Origin of the sequence: Acidovorax sp. LjRoot129 (assembly GCF_964253765.1) — a bacterium.
Lineage (GTDB): Bacteria > Pseudomonadota > Gammaproteobacteria > Burkholderiales > Burkholderiaceae_C > Acidovorax.
This window is the reverse complement of sequence record NZ_CAXUSE020000001.1, coordinates 1,829,368-1,855,479: the sequence shown is the minus strand read 5'-3', so window position 1 is coordinate 1,855,479 and position 26,112 is coordinate 1,829,368. Positions and strand designations below refer to the sequence as shown.

At 65.2% G+C, this 26,112-nt stretch carries 21 protein-coding genes and 1 tRNA gene; 3 read left to right on the top strand and 19 right to left on the bottom strand.

The genetic code is table 11. The annotated features are described in order from the left end of the window. Positions 1-42: 42 nt before the first annotated feature. The 12 genes from ACSQ3Q_RS08505 to ACSQ3Q_RS08450 form a co-directional block, all read right to left on the bottom strand. A complete protein-coding gene (locus ACSQ3Q_RS08505) occupies positions 43-2,187 on the bottom strand; it encodes a D-(-)-3-hydroxybutyrate oligomer hydrolase (RefSeq protein ID WP_436136967.1) in 2,145 nt (714 codons plus the stop codon). 92 nt (positions 2,188-2,279) lie between these two features. Next, entirely contained in the window at positions 2,280-3,353 is a 1,074-nt protein-coding gene (locus ACSQ3Q_RS08500) for a branched-chain amino acid ABC transporter permease (protein ID WP_436133961.1), read from the bottom strand. Between the two features lie 18 nt (positions 3,354-3,371). Continuing rightward, positions 3,372-4,358: a branched-chain amino acid ABC transporter permease gene (locus ACSQ3Q_RS08495; protein ID WP_436133960.1), complete on the bottom strand. Its 987-nt coding sequence runs from the start codon at positions 4,356-4,358 to the stop codon at positions 3,372-3,374. A 124-nt stretch (positions 4,359-4,482) separates the two neighbouring features. Further along, complete coding sequence (locus ACSQ3Q_RS08490) at positions 4,483-5,280, bottom strand: ABC transporter ATP-binding protein (protein ID WP_436133959.1); 798 nt, start codon at positions 5,278-5,280, stop codon at positions 4,483-4,485. Continuing rightward, positions 5,277-6,062, bottom strand: coding sequence for an ABC transporter ATP-binding protein (locus tag ACSQ3Q_RS08485; protein WP_436133958.1), 786 nt, complete (start codon positions 6,060-6,062; stop codon positions 5,277-5,279). The genes ACSQ3Q_RS08490 and ACSQ3Q_RS08485 overlap by 4 nt, the downstream gene beginning before the upstream one ends. Before the next feature lie 244 nt (positions 6,063-6,306). After that, on the bottom strand, positions 6,307-7,779 hold the full coding sequence (locus ACSQ3Q_RS08480; RefSeq protein ID WP_436133957.1) for an extracellular catalytic domain type 2 short-chain-length polyhydroxyalkanoate depolymerase: 1,473 nt from the start codon (positions 7,777-7,779) through the stop codon (positions 6,307-6,309). A 184-nt stretch (positions 7,780-7,963) separates the two neighbouring features. Continuing rightward, a complete protein-coding gene (locus ACSQ3Q_RS08475; RefSeq protein ID WP_436133956.1) occupies positions 7,964-9,160 on the bottom strand; it encodes a substrate-binding domain-containing protein in 1,197 nt (398 codons plus the stop codon). Between the two features lie 152 nt (positions 9,161-9,312). Beyond that, positions 9,313-10,824 (bottom strand): sigma-54 interaction domain-containing protein, encoded by a 1,512-nt coding sequence (locus tag ACSQ3Q_RS08470; RefSeq protein WP_436133955.1) that lies wholly within the window; start codon positions 10,822-10,824, stop codon positions 9,313-9,315. Between the two features lie 134 nt (positions 10,825-10,958). Then, positions 10,959-11,672 carry a DUF2325 domain-containing protein gene (locus tag ACSQ3Q_RS08465; protein WP_436133954.1) on the bottom strand — a complete coding sequence of 238 codons (714 nt, stop codon included), beginning with the start codon at positions 11,670-11,672 and terminating at the stop codon, positions 10,959-10,961. 190 nt (positions 11,673-11,862) lie between these two features. Continuing rightward, on the bottom strand, positions 11,863-13,380 hold the full coding sequence (locus ACSQ3Q_RS08460) for a tripartite tricarboxylate transporter permease (protein ID WP_436133953.1): 1,518 nt from the start codon (positions 13,378-13,380) through the stop codon (positions 11,863-11,865). Positions 13,381-13,661: 281 nt separating this feature from the next. Continuing rightward, positions 13,662-14,180 (bottom strand): tripartite tricarboxylate transporter TctB family protein, encoded by a 519-nt coding sequence (locus ACSQ3Q_RS08455; protein WP_436133952.1) that lies wholly within the window; start codon positions 14,178-14,180, stop codon positions 13,662-13,664. A gap of 96 nt (positions 14,181-14,276) precedes the next feature. Continuing rightward, positions 14,277-15,236, bottom strand: coding sequence for a Bug family tripartite tricarboxylate transporter substrate binding protein (locus ACSQ3Q_RS08450; RefSeq protein WP_436133951.1), 960 nt, complete (start codon positions 15,234-15,236; stop codon positions 14,277-14,279). A gap of 124 nt (positions 15,237-15,360) precedes the next feature. Here ACSQ3Q_RS08450 and ACSQ3Q_RS08445 point away from each other — a divergent pair, with 124 nt between their 5' ends. From ACSQ3Q_RS08445 to ACSQ3Q_RS08435, 3 genes are read left to right on the top strand one after another with little or no spacing between them, the layout of a single operon-like run. Continuing rightward, positions 15,361-16,047 (top strand): response regulator transcription factor, encoded by a 687-nt coding sequence (locus ACSQ3Q_RS08445; protein ID WP_436133950.1) that lies wholly within the window; start codon positions 15,361-15,363, stop codon positions 16,045-16,047. Continuing rightward, a complete protein-coding gene (locus ACSQ3Q_RS08440) occupies positions 16,044-17,513 on the top strand; it encodes a sensor histidine kinase (protein ID WP_436133949.1) in 1,470 nt (489 codons plus the stop codon). Before ACSQ3Q_RS08445 ends, ACSQ3Q_RS08440 begins: the two co-directional genes overlap by 4 nt. Further along, positions 17,510-17,935 (top strand): RNA-binding S4 domain-containing protein, encoded by a 426-nt coding sequence (locus tag ACSQ3Q_RS08435; RefSeq protein ID WP_436133948.1) that lies wholly within the window; start codon positions 17,510-17,512, stop codon positions 17,933-17,935. The genes ACSQ3Q_RS08440 and ACSQ3Q_RS08435 overlap by 4 nt, the downstream gene beginning before the upstream one ends. Before the next feature lie 191 nt (positions 17,936-18,126). Here the strand turns inward: ACSQ3Q_RS08435 and ACSQ3Q_RS08430 are convergent. The 7 genes from ACSQ3Q_RS08430 to cysS form a co-directional block, all read right to left on the bottom strand. Then, a tRNA-Ser gene (locus tag ACSQ3Q_RS08430) sits at positions 18,127-18,219 on the bottom strand. Positions 18,220-18,261: 42 nt separating this feature from the next. After that, positions 18,262-19,530, bottom strand: a complete 1,269-nt coding sequence (locus ACSQ3Q_RS08425) for an aspartate kinase (RefSeq protein WP_436133947.1) — start codon at positions 19,528-19,530, stop codon at positions 18,262-18,264. A gap of 88 nt (positions 19,531-19,618) precedes the next feature. Beyond that, positions 19,619-20,584, bottom strand: a complete 966-nt coding sequence (gene tilS, locus ACSQ3Q_RS08420; protein WP_436133946.1) for a tRNA lysidine(34) synthetase TilS — start codon at positions 20,582-20,584, stop codon at positions 19,619-19,621. Between the two features lie 133 nt (positions 20,585-20,717). Beyond that, positions 20,718-22,568, bottom strand: a complete 1,851-nt coding sequence (locus ACSQ3Q_RS08415; protein ID WP_436136966.1) for a methyl-accepting chemotaxis protein — start codon at positions 22,566-22,568, stop codon at positions 20,718-20,720. A 177-nt stretch (positions 22,569-22,745) separates the two neighbouring features. Further along, a complete protein-coding gene (locus tag ACSQ3Q_RS08410) occupies positions 22,746-23,723 on the bottom strand; it encodes an acetyl-CoA carboxylase carboxyltransferase subunit alpha (protein ID WP_436133945.1) in 978 nt (325 codons plus the stop codon). 106 nt (positions 23,724-23,829) lie between these two features. Beyond that, entirely contained in the window at positions 23,830-24,501 is a 672-nt protein-coding gene (locus ACSQ3Q_RS08405) for a DNA-3-methyladenine glycosylase family protein (RefSeq protein WP_436133944.1), read from the bottom strand. A 47-nt stretch (positions 24,502-24,548) separates the two neighbouring features. After that, positions 24,549-25,928 (bottom strand): cysteine--tRNA ligase, encoded by a 1,380-nt coding sequence (gene cysS, locus ACSQ3Q_RS08400; RefSeq protein ID WP_436133943.1) that lies wholly within the window; start codon positions 25,926-25,928, stop codon positions 24,549-24,551. Positions 25,929-26,112: the final 184 nt, after the last annotated feature.

Here is a 26,112-nt window from a genome sequence, read left to right as displayed (position 1 = left end):
ACCAGGGGGCGTTCAACTTGCGTCTTGCGAAAGTCCTTCGGTTCAGTCGGGGATGGAAATTGCACCGGCCGTGATGGCAATGGCGTTGGCCGCCGCGGGCGTCATTGCCAATGCAGGCACGTTGGCCGCGGTAATGGCAGGCGCGCTGCCCGGTGTGCCGCCACGCGGCACGGTGCGCACCACCTGGCTGGCGGGCAGTGCCTTGCCGTTGGCCAGGTGCTCGTACACGGCGTCGAGCGCGTGGTTCAGGTACACGTGCAGTGGCACATAGCGTGTGTCGTAGCCGGGCAGCACCGTGGGCAGGCCGATGAAGCTGTCAAAGTGCTGGGCGTTGGCCACCTCCACGTAGCTGAGTTTGCTGGCGGCGCCTTCCACCTTTTTGTTCAGCGCGGCGTAGGGGCGCGAGGTGTGGCTCACGGGCAGCAGCGCGTCGGCGCGGCCGTGCACGATGACCGTGGGCTTGCCACGCAGGTTGCCGTTGCGGCGCGTTTCATCCAGGCCGGCCTGCAGCTTCTTGGCGGCGGCATCGCTGCCGGTGACCAGATTGCGCAGGCACAGCGCGCCCGGCGTGTTCCAGTCGAGCACGCCCGAATCCGAGACCGACAGGAAGTCGCGTGCGGGCCCGAGCTTGCCCTGGTTGTTGATGAGTTGGATGCCGCCAGCCGGTGGCACACCATTGCCTGTGGCGAACATGCCTGGAAGGGCCGCAGGGGCGAGCGGTATCACCGCACCAACGGCCGACGCCGCGGCATAGCTGAACCCGCACAGGTGGTCCTTGACGCTGCTGCGCGAAAGGCTGTTGGCAAACGTGACTGCCACCGCGGGCGCGACTTCAAACGCCGCGAGCGAGGCATGCAGGTCGTTCGACTCGGGCTCCCAGCCGTAGTCGCGCAGCTTCTGCAGGGCTTCTTCCGCCTGTGTGGCCGTGGTGCTGGCCGACAGCAAACCCGCCGTCTTGAGCGCAGCGCACCGGTTGGGGGCAATGGGCAGCCCAGCGCTGGCAAACCCGGCGGCATACGCCGCGGCAAAGGGGCTGGTGCTGACCGAAGGAGCGAGCGACGCGCAGGCCTGGTACAGGTTGGCGTAGGTGGTGAAGTCCACCAGCGTCTTGCCGGTCACGGCCAGGTCGGTGCTGCCGCGGCGCACGGTCACGCCCGGGTTGGCGGGCAGCTCCAGTGCGGGCTCGGACACGGCCACGCCGCTGATCAGGCCCTGCGTGTCTTGCTCGGCAGCCGCGATGGCCGCGCCACCGCCGTTGGAGATGCTGGAGGCAATCACGATGGTGTTGGCGGGCGTGAGCGTCTTCAAACGCTGGCCGGCCGCGTTGGTGTTGCCGTAGCGCTGGTTGAGCACGTAGTAGCCAAATTCCACGGCCTGCAGCGTGGTGGTGCCCCAGTCCTTCTCGGAGTTCTGGCCCGAATGCGCGTGCTTGAAGGCAAAGCGGTTGGGCGTGGCGGTGTTGAAGGCCGCGAGTTCTGTGGCCGTGAGGCCGGCGTTGAAGGCCGCGCTCTTGCCCGCCGCGGTGGCTGTGGTGCGCGTGCCGTCGATCAGCGGCACGGTGTCGTTCTGCAGGTCGTGCGGCGCGCCGCCCGTGCCCTTGTCAGAGTAGGCCACCGCACAGCCGCGCTTGAGGCCCCATTCACCCGTGGAGATGCCGCCGTACACGCCGCGCGAGCCCGAGGTGGTGGCTGTGATCATGCAGGGCTTGGCCGGGTTGAAGCTGGCCGGCACCTGCACCATGAGCGTGACATTCTTGCGGCCTGTGCCGTCGTCGGCGAACGCGATGTACTCGGTGCCCGCCACCTTGCCCTCGCCCGCCGTGACCTTGCCCTGCGCATCGACGTTGGGGCCGTACAAAGTGCCGTAGCCACCGGCCGCCGTCATGTCGAGCATGGCGCGGTAGTTGGTGTGGATGGCCGTGCGGCGCAGCTCGGCCGCGGTGGGCTTGAGCGGGTCGGCAAAGGCGGGCGGCACCGCCGCGGCCATGCCGGTGGCGCCAAGGCCCGCAGTCAGCAGGTCGTTGCTGGCGCCGTCGTAGCTGGCTTCGCTGATGGCGCCCAGGTACGCGGGCTTGGCGTTGAGGGCGGCGGTTTCACCGTCTCCACCGCCACTGCCGCCGCAAGCGGCCAGAACAGCAGCCGCTATGGCCGCAGGAACGAAAGGGCGCAGGCCCACCTTGGTGCTCATCGTCATCATGTGCTTGTCTCCAGTTTTTTCTTTGAATCTTCTGCACAGCCACCGGCAGGCCACGTCAGCGGATGCGAACGTGGCCCACCCACTTACGCCACCTTGCGCGCGGCTGCCGCGCGCAGGCGCCCCACCACACCGGTGGGGAAGTAATAAACCGACAAAACGAACAACACACCCAGCCACAGCAGCCAGCGGTCGGGCGACAGCAGTCCGGACAACCAGGGCAGGCCCGCCGTGGCCTCGCTGCCGAGGCGCAACAGGTCCTGCAGATAGCTTTGCGCCACCAAAAAGAGTACGGCGCCGAGGGCCGAGCCGTAGATCGTGCCCATGCCGCCAATCACTACGATGAGCAGGCAGTCCATCATGATTTCGAACGACAGCGAGGTGTCCGGCCCGTTGTAGCGCAGCCAGAGCGCGAGCATGGCGCCCGCACAGCAGGCAAACAACGCGGACAGCACGCTGGATGTGGTGCGGTACACCACCACGCGGTAGCCGATGGCCTCGGCGCGGAACTCGTTCTCGCGGATGGCCTGCAGCACGCGGCCGAACGGCGAGTTGACGATGCGCAGCAGTGAGAGCACCAGCACAACGGCCGTGACGAACAGCAGGTAATAGCAGAGCAGCCGCCCGTCGATGGTCACGCCCAGAAAGGGATCTTCAAAAGGTTCGAAGCTGGGCGACAAAATCTCGGGCACCTTGAAGGTCAGGCCGTCTTCACCACCCGTGATGTCCGACAGCTGCGAGGCCAGCGTCTGGAACGCCGCCGCTACGGCCAAAGTAATCATGGCAAAGAAGATGGCCCGAACGCGCAGTGAGAACAGCCCCACTGCCAGCGACAGCAGCAGTGACAAGATCAGCGCACCCACTAGCCCCACCAGCAGCGCCGACCACGTGGGCCCCATGCGCGTGGTGGCCACGGCAATGCCGTAGGCGCCGATGCCAAAGAACATGGTGTGCGCAAAGCTCACGATGCCGGTGTAGCCGAGCAGCAGGTCAAAACTGGCGACCAGCACCACAAAGATCAGCACCTTGGCCGCGACAGACAGCGCCTTGACGCCCGGGAACAAGAACGGCGCGAACGCCAGCCCGAGGAAGATCGCCACGAGGATCACCGCCAGCACCTTGCTGCGCGGGTAGTCGTTGGAAAGAAGACGGTTCAACATGGTCTTGTTTCCTTCACTTCAGCGGTTCGCGACCGGATAGACGCCCTGGGGACGCCAGAGCAGGATCGCCACCATCAACGCGATGTTGGAGAACAGCGCCACCTTGGGCGCCAGAAAGCCGGTGTAGTTGGCCATCAGGCCCACCAGCAGCGCGCCGATGAGCGCCCCGCCCGTGCTGCCCAGGCCGCCGATGATGATCACGATGAAGATCAGCACGTTGACCTGTGCGCCCATCTGCGGCACCACGTTTTGCTGGTACAGGCCCCACATCACGCCACCCAGGCCTGCCAGGGCCGAGCCCACCACAAACACGCCGACAAACAGGCGGCGGATGCGGTAGCCCAGGGACTCGACCATCTCGCGGTCTTGCACGCCGGCACGGATCAAGAGGCCGACCTTGGTGCGCGAGAGCGTCCAGGCCAGCACACCAAACACCAGCAGGCCGACGGCCACTGCCACCAGGCGGTATTTCTCAATGGCAGCGTCGCCCACCAGCAGCGAGCCGCGCATGCCTTCAGGCAGCGGCAGCGGGATCTGCGCGGGGCCCCAGATGACCTTGATGAGCTCCTCGCCAATGATCATCCCGCCCATGGTGATGAGGATCTGCTTCAAGTGCTGGCCGTACACGGGCCGCACGATGAAACGCTCGAACGCCAGGCCCACGGCGCCCGCCACCGCCATGGCCACCAGCATGGCGGGCAGCACGGCCAGCATGTTGCGCCACAGGTCGGCGCTTTGGGTGTAGTCGCCCATGGCACCCAGCACGCTGGTGGCCACAAAGGCACCGAGCGCGATGAACACACCGTGGCCGAAGTTCAGCACGTCCATGAGGCCAAACACCAGCGTGAGGCCCGAGGCGATGATGAAAACGATCATGCCCATGGCCAGGCCCGCCACCGTGAGCGTGAGCCAGGTGCTGGGCGAGCCGATGAAGGGCAGCACCACCAGCGCAAGCGCCGGCACCAGTGCCAGGGGCTTCCAGTCGAAGTCGCGGGTGATGTTCATTCCCGGCCTCCTTGCAGTGGCGTCGCTGCAGATGCCATCGGCGCTGGTGCTATGCATTTGATAGCTATAAGCGCTTTATAAATAAGCGCTGTGGCCCAAAAAGGCTTGAAATTTGATGCAAAACTCATAGTGCCAACCCCAGCAGCGACCGCTGCAATGCCTCGTCCTCGGCCAGCGCGGCCATGCTGCCCGCATGCACCACCTTGCCGTTGTCCATCACGGCCACGGTGTCGCCGAGCCGCTTCGCAAAGTTGATGTTCTGCTCGACGAGCAGGATCGTCACGCCGCTTTTCTTGAGCTGGTCGAACGCCTCGATCATGTTGTTGATGATTGCGGGCGCGAGGCCCTTGCTGGGCTCGTCCACGATGAGCAGATCGCGCGGCTCGACGATGGCGCGGCTCACGGCCACCATCTGCTTTTGCCCGCCGCTGAGCTTGCCGGCCGGGTGGTTCCAGAACTTCTCTACCGCAGGGAACAAGCGGAAGATCCATTCGAGCCGCGCGCTGTCCATCTGCGCTGCATTCTTCGCGCCACGGGCGGCCAGCAGCATGTTTTCCTTCACGGTCAGGTCCGAGAAGATGCCCATGTTCTCGGGCACATAGGCGATGTTCATGCCCGCGATCTGCGGGGTGTTCATTGCAGTGATGTCTTTGCCCGCAAAGTGGACCGAACCCTTGGACGCATGCCACAGGCCCATGATGGTGCGCAGCGTGGTCGTCTTGCCGGCGCCGTTGCGGCCGAGCAGCATGGTGAGCTGCGCCTTGGGCACCGCCAGATCTACGCCGTGCAGGATGTGGTACGCCCCGATGTGGGTGTGTACGCCTTTGAGTTCGAGCAGGTTGGAGGGAGCAGCCGCGTGTGTCGCTGTGCTTGCAGTCGCGGTCGTTGCTGCGGCGCTGGTGGTGGCTGTGGTGATGGTCATGCTGCCGCCTCCTTCCCGGGTTCTTTGACAACGCCGAGGTAGGCCTCTTGCACCACGGGCGATGCGATCACCTCGGCCGGCGGGCCGTCGGCCACCAGCGTGCCGTTGGTCAGCACGATGATGCGGTCGGCCAGCTCGCGCACCACGTCCATCTTGTGCTCCACCAGCAGGATGATCTTGGTCTTGTCCTTCTTGAGTTCGCGGATCAGGTTCAGGATCACGGGCGCCTCGTCGTGGCTCATGCCGGCGGTGGGCTCGTCGAACATGTAGACCTGCGGCTCCAGCGCCATGAGCAGCGCCACCTCAAGCTTGCGCTGGTCGCCGTGCGGCAGGCTGGCCACCGGCGTGTCCTGGCGGTCGAGCATGGCCACGGCCTGCAGGATGGCGCGGGCGCGGTCCATCAGGTCGCGGTGGTCGCTCCAGATGCTCCAGAGGTTCAGACCCCGGCGGTGCTTGCCCTCGCGCGTGGCCTGCACGGCCAGGCGCACGTTCTCCAGCACGCTGAGGTTGGGGAACAGGTTGGTGAGCTGAAACGCCCGGCCCAGGCCCGCATGGGTGCGTGCCGAGACCGATTGCCCGGTGAGTTCCCGCCCACCCAGCGTGACGCTGCCCGCCGAGGCGCGCAGCTGCCCCGAGATGAGGTTGAAGTACGTGGTCTTGCCCGCGCCGTTGGGGCCCACGATGGCGGTCAGCGTGCCGGGCTCAAAAGAGCAGGTCACGGCGTTGACCGCCACGTGGCCGCCGAAGCGGATGGTCAAGTCCTTGGTGGACAAGGTGCTCATGGGTAGTGCTTCACTTTCACGGTCTTTGTTCTCTCTTTTAGAGCGTCTCAAAAGCTCTTTGGGCGTCGTTGCTGCGCCTTGTCGTACTTGCGTACTGCCTGCGGCGCAGCGCCTAGCCCAAACCGCTGCGCTGAGCTTTGTGAGGCGCTCTGGATCTCTGGGCTTGGCCCCCTGCCCTGCAGGCAAGGCGCCAAGCGTTTACTTCATTTCAATTCATTCTCTGTCGCGTTGCATGCCCGAGCGATCAAGGGCAGCTGCCGATGACGTAGTAGTTCGGAGATGTCTGCTTCAGCGTGTTGTTCACGAAGATGTTCCACAGCCCCATGCTCTGGTTGGAGCCCAGCGCAAAGGTGTAGCCGCCAGCCACGTAGGCACGGCCTGCCATGGTGTGGGCGTAGTTGCTGGCGGTGGTGCAAGTGGCTCCGCCGCCGGGGGCGGCCAGCGTGGTGCCCGACGCGGCGGCCGATGTCGCGCCCTCAGCGCCGTTGGTATCGGCGGCACGCACCGTCCAGCTGTAGGTGGTGGAGGCAGCCAGGCCGGTGTCGGTGTAGCTGGTGCTGGTCACCGGCAGGGCGTTGACCTTGTTGGCGTTGCGGTACACGTTGTAGCTGGCAGCGCCCGAGACGCTGCCCCAGCCGACCACCATGCTGTTGGCGGTAGCGCCCGAGGTGCTCACGCCCGTGGGGGCAGGCAGGCCCACCGGCGGGTTGGTGCCGCCCCCGCTGGAGACCTGGTCCACCATGGCCTTGATGGCGACCATCTGTGGACCGGACTTCTTGGCGTAGTTGGCGTTGTCGTAGCCCCACCAGTCAAAGCAGCTGTTGGTGGCTGCGGTGCTGGTTTGCGGGTACAGCATCACGATGTTGTTGGTCTCGGCCCAGCGGTTGTAGCCGGTGTTGCGCACGTACTGCTGCTGCACATCGCTGATGTTTTGCTTGCAGCCATGCAGCACCACGTGCAGCTTGCAGGTGGCGGTGCCGCCGGCCTGGCAGGCCTGGGGAATGTAGGCCCAGCCAGTGGTGGCCATGCCGTGGTTGGTGATGAACTGGCCCTGGTTGAACTCGACGTAGTTGCCCGCGGGCAGCGCAGCGGTGCTGCGCGGGCTCAAGGTGCCATACAGGTGCTGCAGCATGGCGCCGGCCAGGTCGAAGTTGCAGTCGCTGATGTAGGGCGCGCCCTTGGTGGAGCAGCCGTTGCCGTAGTCGTCGGTGACCATGGCGTGTTCGGCCGCGATGTCCTTCTTGTAGACCACGTTGGCGGCCGGCACGAAGCTGTTGTAGTAGGTGCGCAGCGCGTCCATCACACCGGGCTTGACCACGCTGTCCAGGGTGCCCGAGAACAGGTAGACCTTGGAGTTCTGCAGGTTGGCCACAGGGTCGATGACGCCCTGGCTCGCCCAGGTGTTGGTGGTGTTCACCAGGGTGCTGGTGGGGATGCCCGCGGGGCTGGCCATGCAGCGCCCGGTGGCGTTGACGATGGAGCCTTCGGCGCAGTAGAACGGCCCGCCCGCAACCACGCCCGCGCCCTTGGCAAAGGTGGCGGAGTACGCCACGTGCAACTGCACAGCCATGAAGCCGCCGGCCGAAAGGCCTGACACGGTGGTCTGTGTCTTGTCGATCTTGAGTGCGGGGAGATTGACGGCAGCCGATGCGCTGCCGACTGCGCACAGCGCGATGGCAGCTCCTGCTGCGGCCGCCCGGATGAAATTGAAAGCCATGTTGTCTTGTCTCCAAATAATTTTGAGAAAGTCTGACCCAGCCCCCGTGTAGACCCGGGGGTTCATGCATCAATTCACTGGAAAAAAAGGGGCGGCCGCCCCTGCGGGATGAACCCCGGCGCGCTGCACTGTGGGTGCCGCACGCCAGGCCACGCCAACCGTGTTTGGTTGCTACGCCTATCGCTTAACGTTTGTTGCGAATCGGCACGTTCATTTCTTCAGGCTTGATCTCGCGCACCAGCTCAGGCACGCCCCAGGCGAAGGCCGGGTCCACCTTGATCTTGAAGTGGTACATGCTTTGCATGGCCTGGTGGTCTTCCTTGCGGAAGGTCATCTTGCCCTTGGGCGTCTCGAAGCTCATGCCTTCCATGGTCTTGATGAGCTTGTTGGTGTTGGTGTCGCCCCCCGTGGCCTTGAGCGCCGTGACCAGCGCCATGGCGGAGCTGAAACCACCGGCGGTGAAGAAGTCGGGCGGGGTCTTGAACTCCTTGTAGTGCGCCGCCACCAGCGCTTCGTTCACTGGGTTCTTGGGAATGCCGAAGTAATAGTAGGTGGCGCCTTCCATGCCGGGGAAGTTCTTGTACGCGGCCATAGCGGGCAGGATGTTGCCGCCGGTGGCGATCTCGATGTTGTAGCGCTTCAGATCCATGTCGGCGATCTTGAAGGGGTTGCCCGCGCCGGCCCAGATGATGAAGATGACCTTGCGGCCGGGCACGTCCTTGAGCTTGTCGATCAGGCGCTGCGCACCGGCAGTGAAGTCGGTGGTGGTGGTGGGCAGGTATTCCTCGTGCACCAGCTTGGCGTTCTTGAGCGCGTCCTTGAAGGCCTTCACGCCGTCACGGCCGAAGGCATAGTCCTGCGCCAGCGTGGCCACGGTCACGCCGGCCTTGTCGATGGCTACAGCGTTGGAGATGGCGTCCTGGCTGCTGTTGCGGCCGGTGCGAAAGATGTACTTGTTCCACTTGTCGCCGGTGATCGCATCGGCCACGGCGGGCTCCACTAGCAGGATCTTTTTGTATTCCTCGGCCACGGGCAGCAACGCCAGCGCGACGCCCGAGGATGTCGGGCCTACAGCAATGTCCGCCTTGTCGTCGGAGTAGGCCGCGGCCAACAGGCTCTTGCCCAGGTCGGGCTTGCCCTGGTCGTCCTTCTCGATCACGACGAGCTTCTTGCCATTGACCGTCATGCTGCCGCCAGTCGCGTAGTTCAGGCCCATCAGCAGGCCGGTCTGGGTCTGCTTGCCGTAGGCCTCCAGCGGGCCTGTCTTGCTGTAGATATGGGCGATGCGGATCTCGCCAGACGACTGGGCAAACGCGGGGGCGGAAATCGTGGCGGCGGTAACGGCAGCGGCGGCGAGTGCGACCAGAGTGCGACGATGCATGGCGATGTCTCCTTGTAGTGATGCCTCAACATTGCACGCTTCGTGCCAACGCGCAAACTATTGATTCGTATGGCTTTCAAGCTGACACCTGAGCGACACCGCCTGAAATTCATACAACTTAATTGCCCAACATTCAGACAATTGACTGAAATTTATTCAGGGTTTTCCAGGCGTCCATAGAGCGTGGCACGTGAAATTCCGAGCTGCCGCGCGGTGGCCAGCTTGTTGCCGCTGTGCGCTTTCATGGCGGCCGCGATGGCACGCCGCTCAAGCTCTGCCACTTGCTCGGCCAGCGGACGCAGGTAGCGGCTCTCATCGTCCGCCTCGGAGACCAACGGCGCGTCTTGCACAGGCGCCGGCGCGGCGGGCTCCACGCCCGCCTCGCGCAGGATGCGTTCGAGCTGCGCGGCGTCGATGGACTGGGAATCCGAGCGCATCACGGCCTGCTCGAGCACGTTGCGCAGCTCCCGGATGTTGCCGCGCCAGGGCTGGCCGGCCAGCAGCGCCAGCGCCTCGGGCAACAGTTCGGGCGGCGGGGTGCCGTTGCGCAGGGCCAGGTCCTCGCCCAACGCTTCGACCAATGCAGGGATGTCGCTGCGCCGCACGCGCAGGGGCGGCACGCGTACCGGCAGCACATGGAGGCGGTAGAACAGGTCTTCGCGGAACTTGCCTTCGCGCACCAGCGCGGCCAGGTCGCGCGATGTGGCGGCCAGGATGCGCACGTTGAAGGGCACGAGCTTGTTGGAGCCCAGGGGTTCGATCTCTCCCTCTTGCAGCGCACGCAGCAGCTTGGCCTGCAGGCTCTGTGGCATGTCGCCGATTTCGTCGAGGAACAGCGTGCCGCCGTCGGCCAGCTTGAACTTGCCGTCGCGCCCTTTGGCCGATGCACCGGTGTAGGCACCGGGCGCCACGCCGAAGAACTCGGCCTCGAGCAGCGTGTCGGGCACGGCGGCGATGTTGACGCTGACAAACGGACCGCCCGCCCGGCTCGATGCCGCGTGGATGGCGTGGGCCAAAAGCTCCTTGCCCGTGCCGGTTTCGCCCAGCAGCAGGACCGGGCTGCTGGACTGCGCCGCACGCCGCGCCTGGCGCTTGACCTCGGCGGCGGCGGGGCTCGACCCGATAAAACTGGCAAAGGTGTACTTGGAGCGCCGCTCCCCATCGCCCGTCACCACCAGGCTGCGCCGGCGCTGGCTGGCCAGCTCGCGGCGCGCGTCGTCCAGGTCGCGCTGCAATAGCGCGAACTTGCTGATCAGCGGCTGCAGCGTGGTCTCGGGGTGGTCGAACAGCACGATGCCGATGGCGCCAATCACGCGGTCGGCGTCGTCGCGCAGCGGGATGCGGCTGACCACGAAGGTGCCGGCCTTGTTGGTGAGCAGGTCGATTAGCACGGGCTGGCCGGTCTCCAGCACGCGGCGCATTTGCGTGTTAGGGATCACCTCTTCGACCGTGCGCCCGACGAACTGGTCCACGGAAGAAAAACCGAGGTCGGGCAGAAAGCGCTGATAGCCCTCGTTGACCCACACGATGCGCCCGCTGCGGTCTACCAGGAACATGCCCTGGCTGACGCTGGAGAACAGCTGGAACATGGACCGCGCCGCCAACTCGAGGATGCCCTGGGCGTCCAGCGGCAGGGCGGGGGCATCGTCGGTGAGCAAGGGCATTCGCGGATGGTAGCGCGGCGGCGCAGCGCGAGGCGGTGCGGGCATGGTGGTAAGCGGGCGTGGCGCCCAGGACATTTGCTATCTTATTAATAGCAATAAAGCCTTATCAATCAAGCGCTAGAGCCTATTTTTATTCAGAACCATGGGTGAGCCGACTCGGACTCGACACCTTGGGATCGCTGGGGCGGCTTCATCTGCAGCTGCACCTGCGGCCGGAGGGTGGCCCACACTTCGGCCTCGCGCGCAGCCAGGGGTTGGTCCACCAGGATGCAGGGTTTGCCGGTGCGGCGGCAGTGGTCCTGCACGCGCCAGTACTGGTCGTGGCTGATGCAGCCGGTCTGGCAGATCACGAGGTCGGCGGCGGCCAGATGGGCGTCGAGCGCAGTGTCTACCGGTGTTGGGGGGACGGCCGCGCGGGTTGGCAGATGCAGGTCAGACGGCGTCGGCGTCGGCGTCGGCGTCGGTCGGCCTGCGAGATCACCCGCTAGGGCGCCCTCCTCCACGGCGCCGTCCGGCGTGCAAGCGCCGCCCTTGTCCGATGGGCCCACGTGCCGCCAACGCAGGCGCTCCCGAGACAGGGTGGCAATGCGCTCGGCCAACACACCTATGTGCCGCGCCATGGCCTTGCGACGGGGCAGCCCGGGGGTCGCGGCCTTGAGTTGCTCCAGCTCTTCGCGCGCCAGGCCCAGGCGGGTGTCGCGCAGCACGATCGCGCCGCGCAGGCGCACGATCTCGGCGGTCAAGGCCTCGATCTGCCGGGCCTGTGCAGCCAGGGTGGCGCTGCAGCGCTGCTGCGCTTCGCCCAGTTGGCGGCACACGGCCAGAAACTCCTGCGGAAGTGAATGCATGCACCATCCTTGCAAATAAGAATGATTCGCATTTTATGGTAGAATCGCGCCCTTGTTGAGCAAGCTTCCTGGTGGGGAGGGGATCCAAGAACGTCAGGGCCTTGGGTGCCTGGCTTGCAACTCAACGCTGCTGAAAAACGAAAAAAACCGCGCTGGGAGGCGCGGTTTTTTTCTTGGGGCGGGGCCTGCGTCAGGATTGCGGCTGTGCCTGTGCCGATGCCATTTTGCGGGCAGTCCAGCGGCGCAGCAGGCGCGGCACGATGAGCACGGCCAGCACGACAATGATCAGTGTCAGCGAGCCCGGACGCTCCAGGAAAATCGTCCACTTGCCTTCGCCGATCGACACCGCATTGCGCATTTGGGCCTCGGCAAGAGGCCCGAGGATCATGCCCACGACCACGGGCGCGGCCGGGAAGTCATAGCGCCGCATCACCACACCCAAGAGGCCAATCGCGTACAGCAGCACCAGGTCAAACGCGCTTTGGCGCATGCCGTACACACCCAGGGTCGAAAACACCAGGATGCCGGCGTACAGATAGGACTTGGGAATCTTGAGCAGCTTCACCCACAGGCCCACCAGAGGCAGGTTCAGGATGAGCAGCATCACGTTGCCGATGTACATGGACGCGATCAACGCCCACACCAGGCCACCATTGGTGTCAAACAGCTGCGGACCCGGTTGGATGCCGTAGTTCTGGAATGCACCGAGCAGGATGGCGGTGGTGTTGGACGTAGGAATGCCCAGCGTGAGCAGCGGGATCAGCGTGGCTGTGATGGCTGCGTTGTTGGCGGCCTCGGGGCCCGCCACGCCTTCGATCGCACCGGTGGTGCCGAACTCTTCCTTGTTCTTGCTCAGCTTCTTTTCTGCTGCGTAGCTCAAGAAGGTAGGAATCTCGCTGCCGCCCGCGGGAATAGTGCCGAACGGAAAGCCAATGAACGTGGCACGCAGCCAGGCCGGCCAGGAGCGCTTCCACTCCTCCTTGGTCATGTGCGTGCTCGTCAGGCGGTTTTGCGTCTCGTCGGACTTGCCTTCGTACATCACGTTGTACAAGGCTTCGCCCACGGCAAACAGGCCCACGGCGATCAGCACCACTTCGATGCCGTCCATGAACTCCGGCACGCCGCCGGTGTAGCGCGCCTGGCCCGAGATCTGGTCGATGCCAATGAGGCCCATGGCCAAACCCACAAACAGCGCCACCATGCCACGCAGCGTGCTCTTGCCCAGCACCGCGCTCACAGTGGTAAAGGCCAGCACCATCAGCATGAAATATTCAGGCGGGCCCAGGCGCACGGCGTATTCGGCCACCAGCGGCGCAAAGAAAGTGACCAGCACCGTGGCAATCGTGCCCGCCACGAACGAGCCGATGGCCGCCGTTGCCAGCGCCGCGCCGGCACGGCCGTTCTTGGCCATCTTGTTGCCCTCCATGGCCGTCACCATGGACCCGGCCTCACCCGGGGTGTTGAGCAGGATAGAAGTGGTGGAGCCGCCGTACATGGCGCCGTAGTAGATGCCGGCAAAGAAGATCATCGACGCGGTGGCCTCGACCTTCACGGTAATGGGCAGCAGCATGGCCACTGCGACGGCCGGACCGATGCCAGGCAACACGCCGACGGCGGTGCCGATGATGCAGCCTACAAAGGCCCACATCAGATTGATGGGAGTGGCAGCGGTGGCAAACCCCTGCATCAGAAGATTGAGTGTTTCCATAGCGTGCAGGCCTTAGAGCTTGTTCGAAGTCTTTTCATGGGGTCCGTTGCCCCGCAAAGGCAGTGGATGCAAGGCGCCCACCGCAAGCCGCACCGATGTGCGGCGAGGATGGGCAACGCCGCAGACGCTGCCTTTGCGGGGCAACCCTAAGGGCATGGCAGCCAACGGCCACGCTCGTCGTTGCCCACCTTGCCCAGGCCGCCAGCATGGGCTGCGGTGGGCGCCTAGATCGTGACCGTTGGCTGTCATGCGGACCCCATGAAAAGACTTCGAACAAGCTCTCATAGCCATCCCGTGTTGGTCAGGCCGGGCAGGTTGATGGCCAGCAGTTTGGTGAACATCCAGAAGACCGGGGCGGCCACGGCCACACCGATGGCGGAATCCTTGATCCAGGCCTGCAGCCGCAGGTCCAGCCCGCCTTCGGAACTCTTGAAGCCGCGCACCGAGAGCACGAAGCACAGGGTGCAGCTCAGGATGAAGCCCAGCGTGGTGATCAGCAAGGCGTTGAGCAGCAGCCCGGCTGAGACCCAGATGAAACCCTTCCAGTGGGCGCGCTCGTCGCCCGAGCCTTCCTCCAGCGCACGAAAGCCGCCGGTCAGCGCGTGCACCATACAAAGCACGCCACAGATCAGCAAGGCAATGCTGACCACCCACGGGAAGAAATTGGGGCCCACGCCGCCGTATCCGGCGTCCGAGCTGACCGAACTGGCGCCCCAGGCCAGAAACAGCGCAAGCACCACCAAGCCCCCTCCTATCAGGGTCTGCAAGGGCTTGGAGCGCGATGAATGTTGTTGTGTCATGTTTTTTTCCTTCGCACCGAGCGGTAGGCAACAAGGCCGCGGCCCCCCTTGCCGGGGGCACGCAGCCCATGTGTTACCTAGCTATCTCGCTTCCGATCAGATCATTCCAGACTTGGCCATGGTGGCACGCATGCTGGCGAACTCGGAATCCACAAAGTTGGAGAACTCGTCGCCGGCCATCCACGCGGGGGTCCAGCCGTTCTTCTCCATCACGTCCTGCCAGGCCTTGTGCTTGTAGGTCTTGGCCAGCGCGTCGATCAACGCCTTGCGCTGCTCGGGCGTGATGCCGGGGGCGCCGTACACGCCGCGCCAGTTGCCGATCTCCACGTTGATGCCCTGCTCCTTGAGCGTGGGCACATTCACACCTTTCAGGCGCGAGCCCGAGGTGACGCCCACTGCGCGCATCTTGCCCGAGGTGATGTACTCGGCAAACTCGCTGTAGCCGCTGCCGCCCACGGTGACATTACCGCCCAGGATGGCAGCGGTGGCCTCACCGCCCCCACGGAAAGCCACATAGTTGATCTTGGCGGGGTCCACGCCCACTTCGCGGGCAATCATGGCGGCGGCAATGTGCTCAGTGGAGCCACGCGAACCGCCGCCCCACTTCACGCTGCCGGGGTCCTTCTTGAGCTGGTCGACCACGTCCTTCATGGACTTGAAAGGCGAGTTGGCAGGCAACACGAACACGTTGTATTCGCTGGTCAGACGCGCCAGGGGCGTGACCTTGTCCAGGCCCACGGGCGGCTTGCCCGTGATGATGCCGCCCAGCATGACCGCGCCCATCACCATCAGAGCGTTCGGGTCGCCTTTGCTGGCGTTGACGAACTGCGCCAGGCCAATGGCGCCAGCAGCGCCGCCCTTGTTGTCATAGGACACCGACGACGCGACGCCTGCATCCGTCATGGCCTTGCCCAGCGCCCGGCCGGTGGTGTCCCAGCCGCCACCGGGGTTGGCGGGGATCATCATCTTGATGGCAGAGGCGCTCTGTGCCGACACCGGCAGCACGCCAGCAGCGGCCATGGCAGCCAGGGACTTCAGAAACATATCGCGACGCATGGTGTCTCCTTGAGGTATTGCGAACCTTTCGATAATGCGCGCGCTGCCTGTCAAACGGCTGTCCACGGACTCAGGGAAAACACCCATAGGGAGCGCGCAATCAGACGATGCTATGGTGCCGCGCATGCAACTGCTCCTTGTTGAAGACGACCCCACCATGCAGGCCACCTTGCACCGCGCACTGACCCGCCGCGGCATGGAAGTGACGGCCGTAGGGGACGGCAAATCCGCCCTGAGCCAATGGGCCGCCCGGCAGCCCGACGCGGTCATTCTGGACCTGACCTTGCCGGGGCTCGACGGCCTGCAGGTGCTGCAACAAGCCCGTGCGCGAAACCTTCGCACGCCCGTGCTGATCCTCACGGCCCGCGGCACCGTGGGCGACCGCGTCATGGGGCTCAACGCCGGAGCCGACGACTACCTGCCCAAGCCCTTTGACCTGGACGAGCTTGAGGCCCGCCTGCGCGCCCTGGTGCGGCGCAGCGCCGACCCGCAGCCTGGCGTGGCGCTGGCGCCCAGCACGGTGCAGATCGGCGCGATTCGCTACGACAGGGACAGCGGCGCGCTGTACCTCCAGGGCGAGGTCATGGAGTTGACCCCGCGGGAACTGGCGCTGATGCACGCCCTGCTGGCCCAGCCGGGCCATGCGGTGACCAAGGAGCGGCTGTATGAACTGGTGTTCCCGGGCCAGCTTGATGTGCAGTACGAAGCCATTGAAGTGGTGGTGTACCGCCTGCGCAAAAAGCTCGCAGGCACGGGCCTGACCCTGATGACGCTGCGTGGCCTGGGTTACCTGCTGCGGACCGACCCATGAGTACGCAACCGACGGTCCGGCATCGCCACCCATCGCTGCGACGCCGCCTGCTGCTGGGCATCCTGCTGCCGGTCGCGCTGTTCATCGGCTTCAACACCCTGAGCCTGTACGAGCAGACACTGGCCTCGCTGCACACGGCGTATGACCGCACCTTGCTGGCGTCGGCCAAGAGCATCAGCGAGCAGCTCGATGTGAAAGGTTATGACGACGCCGCGCAATTGCGTGCGACCGTGCCGTACTCAGCACTCGAGGCGTTTGAGGTCGACAACCAGAGCCAGATGTTCTACCGCGTCTCCAACCTGCGCGGCGAGCTGGTGTCGGGCTTTGACGAGCTGCCGGTGTGGCGGGGCACCATCCCCGACCGGCCCCCTTATGCGGCGCTGGTGGACTTCTATGACGCCCGCTTTCGCGACCGCGATGTGCGCGTGGCCGTCCTGCTGCAGCCGGTGTCCAGCTCTGAAGGGCGCACCATGGCCGTGATCCAGGTGGCCGAGACGCTGGAAGTGCGCGAAACCCTGGCCCTGCAAATCCTGCGCAACACGCTGCTGCGCCAGGCACTGCTGATTGCCGTCATCGCCTTCACCGTGGTGCTGGTGGTGCAGCGCGCGCTGAGCCCCGTGCGCCAACTGAGCCAGCAGCTGCAAGGCCGCACCGAAGGCGACCTGAGCCCGATTGCCGCGCCATCCACACCGCGCGAACTGCAGCCGCTGATCGATGCGACCAACGAGGTCATGCAGCGCCTGCGCCACCTGCTGCGGCACCAAAAGCGTTTTGTGCGCGATGCCTCCCACCAGTTGCGAACGCCGCTCGCGGTACTCAAGACGCAGGTGCAGTCGGCACTGCGGGGCGATGTCGAGCCGCGCCAGGCCCTGCACGAAATCAGCGACACGGTCGACCGCGCCACGCAACTGGCCAACCAGATGCTGGCCCTGGCCAAGGTCGAGCAGTTGCGCCAGCAGAGCACTCCGCCCACTTCGCGGCTCGATGATGTGCTGCGCACCGTGGCGCTGGAAATCTCGCCGCTCATCGCCCAGCGCGACCTCGACTTTGGCATCCACACCGAAGCCGCCGCAGTGCAAGCCCACGAGTGGATGCTGCGTGAATTGAGCCGCAACCTCCTGCACAACGCCGTGCGCCACGCGCCGCTGGGCAGCGAGCTCACGGTGGACCTGCGCGCCGACCGACACCATGTGGCGCTGACCATCAGCGACCACGGCCCGGGCATTGACGATGAGCTGGCGACCCGCCTCTTCCAGCCGTTTTCGGCGGGGGACGTGCGGGCGGGCAGCGGCCTGGGACTGGCCATCTGCCACGAGATCGTGCAGGCGCTCGGCGGCAGCATCGTGCTCACAAACCGCCTGGTCGGCAGCCGCGTGGCGGGCCTGGACGCCGTTGTGCGCCTGCCACTGGCCACGCCCTCTTCTGACAGTGCACCCGCGGGCCACGCGGCACAATCGGCGGCATGAACACCTTGGAGACAATGCGCCTGGACAAATGGCTTTGGTGTGCGCGCTTCTACAAAACACGGAGCCTGGCCACCGAGGAGATCAGCAAGGGCCGCGTCACCGTCAACGGCCAACTGGCCAAACCCGCCCGCGACCTGCGCTGCGGCGACACCGTGGCGCTGCGCCAGGGGCCCGTCGCCCGCACCGTGCTCGTGCGCGGCCTGAGCGGCGCGCGCGGGCCTGCACCCGTGGCCCAACAGCTCTACGAAGAAACCGCCGACAGCATCGCCACGCGTGAAAAAGCGGCAGAGCAACGCCGTCTGGCGCCCGAGCCGGCCGCAGCCCTGCAAGAGGGCCGGCCGACGAAACGCGACCGCCGCGACATGGAACGCGTGGGTTCGCGCGGCTGGGGTGATCGCTGGAGCGCATCGGCCGAAGAGTGAGCGCGGATCGACTGCGTGGGCTCGGTATGCCGCCACCTTGGCGATGTGAGTCGAGCATGAAGGTCCGGGCAGGCAAGCAGCTGCGCGCAGCAGGACGTACAACCCGCACAACCGATATCTCGATGGCATCTACCGCACGGACCAAGAGAAAAGCCCCAAGCGACTTGTTAATCACTTGAGGCTTTTGCATCTGGCGGAAACGGAGGGATTCGAACCCTCGATGAGGCTCTACACCCCATACTCCCTTAGCAGGGGAGCACCTTCGGCCACTCGGTCACGTTTCCAATCCGGCTATTATGCCCCATTTCTGGGCCGCTTCTGGCGGGTTAGGCGGCTTCCTGGTCCAGCTCGAAGGCCTTGTGCAGGGCGCGAACGGCCAGTTCCACGTACTTCTCGTCGATCACGACCGAGGTCTTGATTTCAGAGGTGGAGATCATCTGGATGTTGATGCCCTCTTCGCTCAGGGTGCGGAACATCTTGCTGGCCACGCCGACGTGGCTGCGCATGCCGATGCCGACGATGCTGACCTTGCAGATCTTGGTGTCGCCCACGACTTCCTGCGCGCCGAGGGCTGGCACCACTTTTTCCTTGAGCAGCTCCACAGTACGGGCGTAGTCGTTGCGGTGCACGGTGAAGCTGAAGTCGGTCTTGCCGTCCTTGCTCACGTTCTGGATGATCACGTCGACTTCGATGTTGGCATCGGCCACGGCGCCCAGAATTTGGTAGGCAATGCCCGGCTTGTCGGGCACGCCCAGCACGGAGATCTTGGCTTCGTCGCGGTTGAATGCGATGCCGGATACGACGGCTTGTTCCATTTTTTCGTCTTCCTCAAAAGTGATCAGCGTGCCGGACTTGGCTTCTTCGTTGATGTCGATGTCCCAGGGCGTAAAGCTCGAAAGCACGCGCATGGGCACCTTGTATTTGCCTGCGAACTCGACCGAGCGGATCTGCAGCACCTTGCTGCCCAGGCTGGCCATTTCGAGCATTTCTTCGAAGCTCACCGTCAGCAGGCGGCGGGCTTCGGGCACCACGCGGGGGTCGGTGGTGTACACGCCGTCCACGTCGGTGTAGATCAGGCATTCGGCCGCCTTCATGGCCGCTGCCACGGCCACGGCCGAGGTGTCGGAACCGCCACGACCCAAGGTGGTGATGTGGCCGTGTTCGTCGATGCCCTGAAAGCCGGTGACGATCACGACCTTGCCATCAGCGAGGTCGGCGCGCACGCGCTGGTCGTCAATCGACTCGATGCGGGCCTTGGTGTAGCTGCTGTCGGTGCGGATGGGCACTTGCCAGCCGGCGTAGCTCACCGAGCCCATGCCTTCGGCTTGCAGCGCAATGGCCAGCAGCGCCGACGATGCCTGTTCGCCCGTGGCGGCCAGTGCGTCGAGTTCGCGGTGGTATGCATCCGTGGCGCGCGCCGGGGCGAGCTCTTTGGCCAGGGCCAGCAGGCGATTGGTTTCGCCACTCATGGCGCTGGGCACCACCACCATCTGGTGGCCTGCGCGGGCCCACTTGGCCACGCGCTTGGCAACGTTGCGAATGCGCTCCGGAGAGCCCATCGAGGTGCCGCCGTATTTGTGAACGATCAATGCCATTGGATTTTGGGGAGGTGACGAATCCGAAGCCACGGCGCAGTTGTTGAAGAGAACGACTGTTTTGGCGCGCCGCCGTTTTTCGTACAGATTAGGGGACCAAAACCTCTGGATTGTACCAATCGAGTTTTGGGCCATTTCGCACTACAAAGCCCCGCCCCACCTTGATGTGGATGCGGTGGCCGCGCGTGGTGCACGCTGCCACCTGATTCAGAAGCTCCGCCAGCTGCGCCGCTGCGGGCGTGGTCTGGTGGTCCGCACGCAGCCAGTAGCGCAGCACGTTGGCTTGCCGCGCGCGGCCGATGTGCTGCAGCAGCGCGATCTGCGGCGGCAGGCCGACGGCCAGGGCATCCTCGCGAGCGAGCTCCTCCAGCAGGTCTGCGGCCTGCGCCGCATGCGATGCCGACCGCGCAAAGGTGTCGCGAAACGCCGGGAAGGCGGCTTCCAGCGCCGGCAACAACTGGGCCCGGATGCGGTTACGGGTGAAGCGCTCGTCGGTGTTGGTCGGATCTTCGATCCAGGTGCAGCCCTGGGCGCGCAGCCAGTGGCGCACGTCGGCTGCAGCCACCTGCAACAGGGGCCGGTGCCACTGCACACCAGCGCGCTCCCAACGCGCGGGCATGGCGGCCAACCCGGCCACGCCCGCGCCACGCGACAAGGCCAGCAGCACGGTTTCGACCTGGTCGTCGGCATGCTGCGCCAATGCTATTGATTTGATAGCTATAGGTGCTTGTGTATCAAGCGCTAGGGCATCAAAAGCTTTGTATCTTGCCTGCCGGGCCGCATCTTCCGGGCTCTGCCCTGGCGCCGGGCGGGCATCGAGGCGCCGCACGGTCAGCGGCACCTGCAGGTCGTGGCACAGGCTGGCGCACTGATGCTCGAACTCGTCGGCCGCCGCTTGCAGCCCGTGGTGCACATGGAGGGCCCGCACCTGCCCCGGCCAACGGCGCGCACAGGCCAGCAGCAGGGCGGTGGAATCAGCGCCGCCGCTCAAGCCGACTGCCAGTGGCAGTGTGGGCGCGAAGGCCTCGATTGCCGCGTCAAATGCCACGGTCACGCCCGGCTCCGAACCCGCCCGGCAGGGGCGCAACAGCAGCAACGCAGGGCACAACCCAGCTTAAAAAGACAGCAGCACATGGCGGCCGATTATCACGGCGCCCCAGCCCGCGCAGCAGCTACAGGCCTAGCCCTCAATGGCCCGGCGGTGCCAAGCGCGGAGCCGACTGCCCGGCGTCCGTGGACAAACGGAAGGTGCCCACCACCTCCGACAGGCGCACCGACTGGTCCTTGAGGCTTTGCGCCGCGGCAGCGCTTTCCTCCACCAGCGCAGCGTTCTGCTGGGTCATCTGGTCGAGGTGGGCGACGGCCTGCCCGACCTCGCCGATGCTGGTGCTCTGCTCGTTGGTCGACGCCGTGATTTCGGCCATGATGTCCGTGACGCGTTGGACCGAGGTGACGATGTCCGTCATGGTGGTGCCCGCGTCGTGCACCAGCCGCGAGCCGTTCTCGACCTGCTCTACCGAGGTCTGGATCAGCGTCTTGATCTCGCGCGCGGCCTCGGCGCTGCGTTGCGCAAGGCTGCGCACTTCTCCCGCCACCACCGCAAAGCCCCGCCCCTGCTCGCCCGCACGGGCTGCTTCCACCGCAGCGTTCAGCGCGAGGATGTTGGTCTGGAAGGCGATGCCGTCGATCACGCCGATGATGTCGTTGATCTTGCGGGACGCGGCATTGATCTGCTCCATGGTAGTCACGACGTTGCCGACCACCGCGCCGCCATGCTGGGCCACGCTCGAGGCCTGGGCCACAAGCTGGTTGGCCTGGCGGGCCGCGTCGGCGTTCTGCCGGACGGTTTCAGTGAGTTGCTGCATCGACGCCGATGTCTGCTGCAGGCTGGAAGCCGTGAGCTCGGTGCGGCCGCTCAGGTCCTGGTTGCCGGTGGCGATCTCTTCGGCCGCCACGCGCACGGAGCCGCTGGCTTCGCGGATCTGGCCGAGCACGCCCGAGAGCTTGCTGGTGAAGTTGTTGAAGCTTGACGCGATCTGGGCGAGCTCGTCCTGGCCATGGGTATCGATGCGGCGCGACAGGTCACCGTCGCCCTCGCCCACCTCGTGCATCGCATCGCGCACCTGGGTCAGGCGCCGCAGCCGCTGGGTCAGCACCGCCGCGAGCAGCGCGACGGCCATGGCCAAAACCACGATGCTCGACAGCACGGAGGTGGTGAGCATGGAGCGGATCGGGGCCAGCGCCTCGCTTTCGTCAAGCGCCACCACCAGCATCCATGACGTGCCCGCGATGGGCACGACGGTCAGCAGCCGCTTGCGACCACCGATCTCGATGCCCAACAACTCCTTGGCCTTGGCCGCCGCCTGCAGCTTGTCGGCCGACAGGTCGGGCGCCAGATCGGTCAACGGCTTGAGCGTGAGCGCCGCGTCGGGGTGGGCGATGATTTTTCCGTCGCTCGACGCCATGAAGCCAAAGCTCTGCGGCGTGGGTCGCACCGAGGCCACGGTGGCCACCACGGACTCCATCGACACGTCACCCGCGGCGACGCCCTTGACTGCAGCGCCCGTGCCCACGGGCGAGGCAAACGTCACCACCAGCTTGCCGTCGGATGCCGAGATATAAGGCGGCGTAATGACCGGGCCGCCCGCCACCGTCGCCTGCTTGTACCAGGGCCGGGCGGTCGGGTCATAGTCGGCCGGAAGGTTGCGCGTTTCAGAAAAGACGTACTTCTTGTCTGCAAACCCGAAGTACACCGTCGAGAACTTGCCCGCATCGCGCAGCAAGGCCAAGGTCTTGGCGGGCTCGGGCTCTTCAAACGCCGCCACCGACGCACCAACGATCATCGCCTTGGCACGGCCCCATTCCTCAATGGTTTCGACATGGCTCTTGGCGGTGGCGAGGCTCTCTTCGACCAGGCTTGCCTGGGCCTGGCTGCGCGCGACCAGGAAATTCGCAATGGTCAGCACCAAAAGCGCCAGGACCAGGCAGGCCGTGGAAAGCGCGAGGATCTGACCTTTGAGCGTCTTGAACAGCGACATGCGGTACTCCCGGCCCCCCACCACGGAGGGCTCGACCATGCTACATCTGCTGACAAGCCTTGCGCCAGCGGGAGAGCCCGCGCCAGCCGCCTGCGTTGGCGCTGAACGACAAACGGCCCCGAGGGGCCGTTATGGGGAGGCGCAAGCGGCATGCGCCGCCCGCCTACTGGAGGCAAATCAGCGGCTGTCTGCCTTGGTGTCGCTGAAGCGGCCGTAACCCTGCAGGCGCTCGTAGCGGCGCTCCAGCAAGTCTTTGGTCTTGAGGTCAGCCACTTGGCGGAAAGCATCGCCCAGAGCGCGCTTCAGGAACGCAGCCATCTGCTTGTGGTCGCGGTGCGCGCCACCCACAGGTTCGCTCACGATCTTGTCGACCAGGCCCAGTGCCTTCAGGCGGTGCGCGGTGATGCCAAGGGCATCGGCAGCCTCTTGGGCCTTGTCGCTCGTCTTCCACAGGATGGATGCGCAGCCTTCGGGGCTGATCACCGAGTAGATGGCGTACTGCAACATCACGACCTGGTCGCCCACACTGATCGCCAGCGCGCCACCGGAGCCACCTTCGCCAATGATGGTGGTGATGATGGGCACTTCGAGCTGCGCCATCTCGAAGATGTTGCGGCCGATGGCTTCGGACTGGCCGCGCTCCTCGGCGTCGATGCCGGGGTAAGCGCCGGGCGTGTCCACAAACGTGAACACCGGGAGCTTGAACTTCTCGGCCGTCTTCATCAGGCGCAGGGCCTTGCGGTAGCCCTCGGGCTTGCTCATGCCGAAGTTGCGCATGGCGCGCTCCTTGGTGTCGCGCCCCTTCTGGTGGCCCAGCACCATGCACGGGTGGCCATTGAAGCGCGCGAGGCCGCCGACGATGGACAGGTCGTCCGCATAGTGGCGGTCGCCGTGCAGTTCCACGAAGTCGGTGAAGATGTCGCGCACGTAGTCGAGCGTGTACGGGCGCTCCGGGTGGCGGGCAATCTTGGTGATCTGCCAGGGCGAGAGCTCGCTGTAGATGTCTTTGGTGAGCTGCTGGCTCTTCTTGCTGAGTTGGTCGATCTCTTCCGAGATGTCGACGGCACTTTCGGTCTGCACGTAGCGCAGTTCTTCAATTTTGGATTCGAGTTCCGCAATGGGCTGTTCGAAATCCAGAAAGGTTTTTTTCGCCAACGTTTTTCTCCTAGGGATCGCGCCGGTGAGAAGCGGCCACGAAAGGCCCGCACTGTAACCGACGTGTAACGAGTTTTGTAAAAGCGCGTCAGGCGGCGTCAGCCGTTCAATAAGCCACAGGCAGTGGGTCGAGCGAGCGCCAAATATACCAAGTTGCCACGCTGCACCAAGGCTTCCAGGCCTCGGCCACCTCCCGCGCATCGCTGCGGCTCACCGGGTCGCCCGAGAAGTAGTTGTGGCTGATGCCGGCGATCAACCCCGGGTCATCCAGGGGCAGGACGTTGGGCCGCATCAAATAGAAGATGAGGAACATCTCGGCCGTCCAGCGGCCGATGCCGCGGATGGCGACCAGCTCGGCAATGATGGCCTCGTCGTCCATGGCCGCCCAGTCCTTCACGTGGAGCTTGCCGCTCTCAAAGTGAATGGCCAGGTCCACCAGGTAGTCGACCTTGCGGGCCGACAGCCCGGCCGCGCGCATGTCGTCGATCTTGAGCTTGAGCACGCTGGCGGGTTTCATGGTGCGCGGCAGTGCAACGAAGCGCTCCCACAGGGTTTGCGCCGCCTTCACCGAGATCTGCTGGCCCACGATGCTGCGCGCGAGCGTTACAAACGCGTCGCCGTGTGTCTGCAGCGCCGCATCGCCAAACTGCGGAATCAGGCGCTTCATCACCCGGTCTTTTTTGACCAGATGCCGACAGGCCTCGGCCCAGTAGTCGGGCGTGGCCAGAGCCAACGGCGGAGCAGCGGCATCAACCGCTATCTTTTTAATAGCAGCCACCGCTTATCCCACCTGCGCTAGGCACATATTTCGGCAAAAAGACGGGCTCACTGGGCGGCTTCCCAGGTCGTGCCGGCGGCGGAATCCTTGAGCACGATGCCCTGGGCGAGCAAGGCTTGGCGGATGCGGTCGGCTTCGGCGAAATTCTTGGCGGCCTTGGCGGCGGCGCGCGCTGCGATCTGCGCCTGGATGTCGGCTTCGTTGACGCCTGCGCCGGCCTGCAGGAAGGCTTTGGGGTCGCCCTGCAACAGCCCCAGGCAGCCGCCCAGGGCCTTGAGCAGCCCCGCCAGTTCGGCAGAGCGCGTCTTGTTGACTTCGCCCGCCAGGTCGAACAACACGGCCACGGCCTCGGGTGTGCCGAAGTCTTCGTCCATGGCCGCCTTGAAGCGGGCTGCGTACGGGCCTGCCCAGTCGATGCTCGCCACATCGGCCGGCGCCACCAGGCTCAGCGCGGTGTACAGGCGCTTCAGGGCCTGGCGCGCGTCGTCCAGGTGCGCGTCGCTGTAGTTCAACGCGCTGCGGTAGTGGGCGCGCACGATGAAGAAACGCACCGTCTCCGCGTCGTAGGTCTTGAGCACGTCGCGGATCGTGAAGAAGTTGCCCAGGCTCTTGGACATCTTCTCGTTGTCCACGCGCACGAAGCCGTTGTGCACCCAGAACTGGGCCAGCGGCTTGCCGGTGGCGCCTTCGCTCTGGGCGATTTCGTTCTCGTGGTGCGGGAACTGCAGGTCCGCGCCGCCGCCGTGGATGTCGAAAGTCTCGCCCAGCGTGGCGCCGCACATGGCCGAGCACTCGATGTGCCAGCCGGGGCGGCCAGAGCCGAATTCGCTGTCCCACTTGGCCTCGGGCGGCTCCTCGGGCTTGGAGGACTTCCACAGCACGAAGTCGAGCGGGTCTTCCTTGCCGTCCAGCACGGCCACACGCTCGCCGGCGCGCAGTTCATCGAGCGACTTGCCCGACAGCTTGCCGTAGCCGTCGAACTTGCGCACCGAGTAATTCACGTCGCCGTTGCTCGCACGGTAGGCCAGGCCCTTGCCTTCCAGCTGGCCGATGAGCGACAGCATCTGGGGCACGTACTCGGTGGCGCGGGGCTCGACCGAGGGCGGCTCGATGCCCAGGAGGCCGATGTCGTGGTGCATGGCGGCAATCATCTCGTCGGTAAGCTGGCGGATGGTGATGCCCCGCTCCAGCGCACGCTTGATGATCTTGTCGTCGATGTCGGTGATGTTGCGCACGTAGGTCACGCGCAGCCCGCTGCTCTTGAGCCAGCGTTGCACGACATCGAACGCCATCATCATGCGCGCATGGCCGATGTGGCACAGGTCATAGATGGTCATGCCGCACACATACATGCGCACATGGCCGGGTTCGAGCGGGGAAAAGTCTTCCAATGCACGCGACAGCGTGTTGTAGATGCGCAAACTCATGGGATTTTGGTAACGGGGGATGGGGTGGTGGGTGAATGAAAATTCACCCGGCAGCTGGGGGCAAAGGCCCCTGGCGAGGGGTTGGCCCAGCGAGGGGCCTACAGCGAAATCACCCGCGGCAACAGCGTTCCGTCATGACAACCCCCTCAGCTACAATCCGCCGCAGTATAAGCCCCCCGCCCGG